A 6125-nucleotide genomic window follows, 5' to 3' on the forward strand; every position below is an offset into this window, starting at 1 on the left:
ACCAGCGAACGCACAGCAGGATCACGGATCGATCAAAATGGCGGCCTTTGAACATGACAAACTCCCGGAAAAAAGAGCAAGCGTCTGGAGTGCGCCCCTCGGACCGGACGGGATGAACAAGCAGAATTGACTTGGAAGCCGGGCTTTCGAAGGATGGAAGCCCATGGTGACTTATCGCACGCACAGCATCGACTTCAAACGTCAGGTAGTGCAGGAGTTCCTGTCCGGCGAGACGCTGCATGGTCTCGCAAAGCGGCACGAACTGCCGCGTAACCTGATCCGCATCTGGGTTCAGAAATACGAGGCCGGCTCCTTCGACGAAGACGTGGCGGCGGCCGACACGATGCAGACCTATGAGGCGCGGATCGCAGCGCTGGAGCGGCTGGTAGGCCGGCAAGCCTTGGAAATTGAGTTTCTAAAGGGGGCTCTGAAAAGCGCACCACGTCCGAGAAGCGGGACTACATCCGTGATCACCGGCCCGGCGGTGTCTCCATCGCTGAAGGATGCCGGCTGATGGGGATCGCGCGATCAACCTACTACGATCAGCCCGAAACCGCCGTGGATGACACAGCGCTCGTCGAGACGATGGGTGAGATCTCCGACAGCTTCGAAGCTTACGGCTATCGCCGCATGCAGGCGGCGCTGCGGCAGCGCGGCATCGTCGTCAATCACAAGAAGGTCAGACGGTTGATGCGCGAGCACGATCTGCAGCCCAGGATCAGGCGGCGCTTCATCGCCACTACGGACAGCGATCACGAGTTGCCGATCTTCCCGAACCTGGCGAAGAACGTGACACCCGACGGCCCGAACCAGCTCTGGGTGAGCGACATAACATACGTGACGATTGCGGCGGGCTTCGTCTACGTCGCGGTCATTTTGGATGCCTGGTCACGCAAGGTCGTTGGTTACGCCATCGGTCGGTCGATCGACGCGCGCTTGACCGTTGCAGCATTGAAGGCGGCAATCGAACGACGAAAACCCCCGCCGGGCTGCGTCCATCACTCGGACCGAGGGTCGCAATATGCCGCACTCCTCTACCGCAACGTTCTCGCCGAGCACGATCTTATTGGATCGATGGGCCGGCGCGGCAATCCCTACGATAATGCGAAAGCGGAAAGCTTCATGAAGACGATGAAGGTCGAAGCCGTCTATCCGATGGCCTACGAAACCTTCGCCGACTCGCTGAGGACCTTCCCCGCTTCATTGATGAGGTTTACAACACCCGCCGATTGCACTCAACGCTCGGCTATCTCAGCCCGCAACAGTTCGAGGACCAACACGCCCGGCAGATGGTCAAAACTGCGGCTTGACCCTGTCCGGTCCGAGGGGCGCACTCCAGTCATGCAGCAAATGACCTTTCCGAAAAGTTTGCGACAGAACCGTACTAACCAGTGCAAGAGTTTCGCGTCTGAGCGCGGCATCGGTCACGATGATTGCCAGCTCATTCAAGGTCGCTATCATAACCGCATGACGGCGGGCCGGACCCATCTGTTGGAAGGCTTGCGCCGTTTAGAGGCCGCCTTCCTTGGCCATTTGGGCCATACGGGGACTGAGATGCGAAGGCAGGCGCGTCGGTGCATCACCGATGATTCCGGATAAGATCGAGCTGGAGGAGCTCGGCCAGCGACCTGCCGCCAACCCGAGAGGCCGGTGCGCGCAGCCATGCCAAGCGGCTTTGGCGAAGATGCGTTTTGTCCGACAAGGGCGCGTCAAGCTGCTTGCGCTGTGTGGGCGACAGAAGCGTGCTGATCTCGGTAACCGCTGCACGCGACACGACGGGCAGCTTTGGACCGGGCTCGATGCGGTTGCCGACGGCGGCGGCGCCAGCGGGATTTCGCGGTAAGCGCAGGAACGGCGTGGGGTGGTGAGGTCGGACCATGCGCGGTCGTGCGTGCTGCTGGAGAGCCGTAGGGCGGCGCTCGCGGCTGCCCCCGGCAGGCGAACAACTCGATAATGATCATGGTCCGCCGCAGCATGGGCACGGCCCCCCGCCGCTCGCAAATTGCTGAATGTGGCTCTGCCGCCCGATGACCACCCCGGAAGACCAGACGACTTGCGAAGCCGGGTGGCAGGACATGGTTTAGGAACCGACGGACGAACTCGTCTGTGGCGGGCGTCATCACTGCCGCCGGTCGGCGCCAGGGCGGCGATAATCCTTATAGTGGATGGTGACCCCGCTCTCGTCGAAGCGGATGAGGCTCAGCGGCCTTCGACGGTGTCCGACAATTTATGTCTGTTTTGGCGACTTTAGGACATAGGCTTGTTTGGCCGGCTTCCTCGATGTTTTTGCTAAGTAACTGAAAGGAAATCTACAATCTAATTTTTAGCGCCAAAATACAAATTGGCATGAATTTTGCTCCCTCCGTTGAGAGCCGGCGAAATTGCTTGCCAGGTAAGCGAAGCGATCGCTCGGCAAAATTAAAGGACTGGAATAAATGGGTTTGTTGAACTCCCACCGCCCACGATTGCAAGACCCATCTTGCCCTCCAAGGAACGGATAATCATGCATTTTTTGGCGGAGCACATCCTCACCGCGCTTGGCTATCGTCACCGGCCGATTTTCTATGGACGCAGGCGTCGCAACCGCACTCCTTTCAACAGTCTCGCAAGTACAATTCCTGGAACGACAATAATCTTGTGCCGTTTGGGGTTAGCGGATTTGGCTACATGAGCCAGTGCCGGTTCTATAATGAGGCCGATTTTGATCGGTGTCTGACTAGAGTTGAAGCGGGCGATAAACCGATTTGGAAAGGTATCGCACTGTCAGAGGACGATCTGATGCGCAGGACAGTAATGTTTGCGTTGCGAAGCAGCGGAGTGTTGTCATCCCGCTTCGCACGGGAATTTGGGGTGCCCTTCGAAGAATACTTTCCCCGCGAGCTTGAAATCTTGAAGGAGGCCGACCTGGTATTCATCTCTAACGACGGCGTACTTTCCCTGACTTCCGCCGGCATCATCAATTCAGGCGCTGTGTCTCTGCTGTTTTTCTCGGACCAGGTGCTTGACCGGGTAGCCTACAACGATAGCAGGATAGGGACAAGAAGACCGACCTCGTGGAAAAGCACGATTACTCGCCAGCGGGACGGTACGGCTCAAGTGCGAAAATGCAAGCTGTTTTTCGGTGAAGTCGGGGGACCTCGTCAATGACCTTTACCTCGTCCTTTTCCATCCCAGATCGACCCGCCCATCAGGCGCGGGGGATATTTTCTCACCTGGTCGACAGCATCGACCGCAGCCAGGCAAAACGCCCGCTTGGGATTGTCAGCGATTTCGTCGCCGAGCAACTCCCGCACCATATTGCGCAGATCAAAGGGAATGAACGGCCAGATGAAGCGGTTAAGGAGCTTGGGCAGAGCATCAACGCGATGATACGGGGAACAGACTGTGAGGCGCAGCTAATAAATCTGCCCCAGTCCGACTTCGGAGTGGCTAAGACAGACATTCAGTATCTCGTCAATTGTGCTTATCAGATGTCCGCGTTTGCCGGCCTCAATCCCGTCGATGCGGAGTTGACGGTAGGAGAACCGTTGATGCGTATTGCACAATTAAGTCGTCAGCGGCAGCCTAGCATTGATGTCCTCTCCTATGAAGACATGATCCTCACCAACCCGGTGGAGAGCGATCCTCGCGTATATTGCCTCGGTTCAGCTGGGGTCGAGGAGCGCGATTTTTGCCTCGGCCATCAACTTATTGAGGGTGACTTACAGTCGGCAATAGAAGCTCTTCTTGAGTTGCGAGACACGGTCGCGGCAGATGCACGCAAGTGTCTATCGCTGTGCATGAAGTCGCTGGAGTCAGCCATTTATATTCTGGAACGTTTTTATGAACATATGTCGCACGATCTTTTCGGGCAATTTCGCATGTTCTACGGAAAGAACCCTTACAAGGATAGGCTTGGCCCAAGCGGTCGTTTCTCTGCCCGCATCGTGGCGGTCTCGGTTCTACTGATCGGCGAAGAGCTGTTGCGCCAGAAGCCGCAATTCTACAAGGATGTATATCGGTTGTCGGAATATTATCCTCAAAAATGCATTGGCGACGTATTTCGCTGGTTGTCGCCAGACAAGGTGCGAGCGAGAACCCAGCCAAGCTGGCTTGAAGGGAAAGCGCCCTTCCCTAAGCTCGCAACGGTCTCGTCCATCGTGGAGCGCCAGGGCAGCGAAATCCGAGAGCTGCACGCGTCCTGTGTTTGTGCGCTGGATCGGTTTACCCGGATGCATCGTCGTGCGGCCCTGAAATATACGGTAGGGCCGGGTCTCCCAATTGTTGGAGTTGATATGTCGGAAAGTATTGAGGCTGTGTTGTCGCAGCGGCTGTTAGGGAGCGCACCAAAGCTAGAGGCGGCATTCTCCTCGGTCAAGCATAGCTCCGACATCAGGCGAAAATGGTCAATGTCTCAAGACGAAGTGGTCTTTCGCCGATTCGAGGTAGGAGATGCTGAAGATGTATGGCGGTTGCATCGAAGCGCATCCGACGCTGTTGGTGTACATGGGCCGGAAGGGGCATGGGAGGATGATTTACGCAATGTCGGCGACGTATATCTAGCCTCAGGCGGAGATTTTGTAGTTGCGCATATTGGCGGCCAACTCGTTGCTATGGGTGGACTGAAACCTGCCGAAGATTATGTTGCAGAGCTGAAGCGGATGCGGGTCGATCCCGCCTTTCAACAACGAGGGCTTGGAAGGAGAATACTTAGTGAATTGGAGCTGCGCGCCGTTGCGCTAGGTTTCAAGTGCATAATGCTCGACACAACAACCATCCAAGTCGGGGCTCAAAAGCTCTATGAGACGTCTGGCTATAGTCGCCGCGGTGAGGGGATGTTGCATGGGTATGCCGTGATTTTCTTCGAGAAGCGGCTCGCCAGCCAGGATGACTTGTTGATTTCTGCTGAGAAGCGACCCGGGAATTCAGACTGATGGGGTTGTCTAGGAGCGCTGCCGGCAGCCTGGGCGATAGCGCTTGGGGTCAGGTTGCGGGCGCACACAAAGCGCGGCCCTTTTCGGTGTTCCGATATCCATGGTCAACCCACCAGCGTTTGGGCAGTCAGGGCCAGGGGCCACTTCCCGAGCGACGATGCCGCCACAAAACTGCTCTATCTGATCTTGAACCGATCCGAGAAAGAATGCCGCCAAGTGACTGGTCCATGGCAAAGGTCCATTTCGCCGTATCTTCGGTGAGCGCTTCATCAGGGCCATGGCGGCAGGACGGCGAAAGCTGATCCAGAGCCTGAACGTCCGTCCCGTTCTTGACGGCGAGGGCGAGGAGACCAGCACGTTCGAAGTGCCCGCCGGCGGCCGGCGCTATCTCGCGCTCGGCATCCTCATCAAGCAAAAGCGCTTGGCAAAGAGCGAGCCAATCCCCTGCATCGTCAGCCGCGGGCAGGAGACCTCGGCCGAAGAGGATTCTCTTGCCGAAAACCTGCGACGCGCCGAGTTCGATCTTGGCGATCAGAGCGTCGAGATCGACCTGCGCTGAGCGGCGACCGGGTTGGCCGTGAGTGCTGCCGACACATGGACCTTACGGGGGGGGCAAATACGTTACGCGACATCCAGTGTGGTAGACGATCAAGAGTTCACCAGCGTCCTTGCCGTTGATATCGGCAACCACATCAGGGTCGTTCTGGTCGTAGGGCCGCGTGTCGATCGCCCAATTCCGCTTTGCGAACTCACGGATTGGGAACTTGGCTATCTCAGTGCGCGAAGCGCGATCGACGCGGGATTTGCGGTTGAATTCGACGCCGCGGATTCTTGAGACACCTTGAGGCATGTGTCGTCGACGATTCGTGCGACAAGGTCACGGTAGACAATCTCCGCCGCATCGAATGCTAGCCTACCCATCGACTACATCAGGCAAAGTATCTTCGACGACGCTCAAATTTCGATCGAAAGCCTCGGTGTCGGATGCGTGGGCTCGGAGAGAGCGCACCTTGTTGAGCATCGCCGCAACGGCTGCTTCTTTGTCGGGCGCTATGCTTGTTGTCACAGCTTTGGCCGCCAACGCGGTAAAATCTATGGCGGCATGAGCCGGGGTTCTGTCGCAAACTTTTCGGAAAGGTCATTTGCTGCATGACGCTTGCTCTTTTTTCCGGGAGTTTGTCATGTTCAAAGGCCGCCATTTTGATCGATCCG

Annotated in this window: 5 protein-coding genes and 2 pseudogenes; 6 read left to right on the top strand and 1 reads right to left on the bottom strand. The window is 57.1% G+C overall.

Features of this window, described 5'->3' with window-relative positions:
- Positions 1–163 precede the first annotated feature (163 nt).
- A complete protein-coding gene (locus NKJ23_RS34165) occupies positions 164–514 on the top strand; it encodes a transposase (protein ID WP_352496771.1) in 351 nt (116 codons plus the stop codon).
- Positions 493–1599 (top strand): IS3 family transposase, encoded by a 1107-nt coding sequence (locus NKJ23_RS34860; protein WP_502902617.1) that lies wholly within the window; start codon positions 493–495, stop codon positions 1597–1599. Before NKJ23_RS34165 ends, NKJ23_RS34860 begins: the two co-directional genes overlap by 22 nt.
- 458 nt (positions 1600–2057) lie before the next feature.
- Here NKJ23_RS34860 and NKJ23_RS34865 read toward each other — a convergent pair.
- Positions 2058–2197: pseudogene (locus tag NKJ23_RS34865) on the bottom strand (transposase); the annotation flags it as partial.
- A gap of 470 nt (positions 2198–2667) precedes the next feature.
- Here NKJ23_RS34865 and NKJ23_RS34180 point away from each other — a divergent pair.
- From NKJ23_RS34180 to NKJ23_RS34195, 4 genes and pseudogenes are all read left to right on the top strand, one after another.
- Complete coding sequence (locus NKJ23_RS34180) at positions 2668–3147, top strand: coproporphyrinogen III oxidase (RefSeq protein ID WP_352496770.1); 480 nt, start codon at positions 2668–2670, stop codon at positions 3145–3147.
- A complete protein-coding gene (locus NKJ23_RS34185; protein ID WP_352496769.1) occupies positions 3144–4913 on the top strand; it encodes a GNAT family N-acetyltransferase in 1770 nt (589 codons plus the stop codon). Before NKJ23_RS34180 ends, NKJ23_RS34185 begins: the two co-directional genes overlap by 4 nt.
- A gap of 123 nt (positions 4914–5036) precedes the next feature.
- Positions 5037–5199, top strand: a pseudogene (locus tag NKJ23_RS34190) (IS256 family transposase); the annotation flags it as partial.
- Entirely contained in the window at positions 5191–5472 is a 282-nt protein-coding gene (locus tag NKJ23_RS34195) for a ParB/Srx family N-terminal domain-containing protein (RefSeq protein WP_502900030.1), read from the top strand. The pseudogene NKJ23_RS34190 and the gene NKJ23_RS34195, both read left to right, overlap by 9 nt.
- The last annotated feature ends 653 nt before the right edge of the window (positions 5473–6125 follow it).

Origin of the sequence: Mesorhizobium sp. M0184, from assembly GCF_040322215.1 — a bacterium.
Lineage (GTDB): Bacteria > Pseudomonadota > Alphaproteobacteria > Rhizobiales > Rhizobiaceae > Mesorhizobium.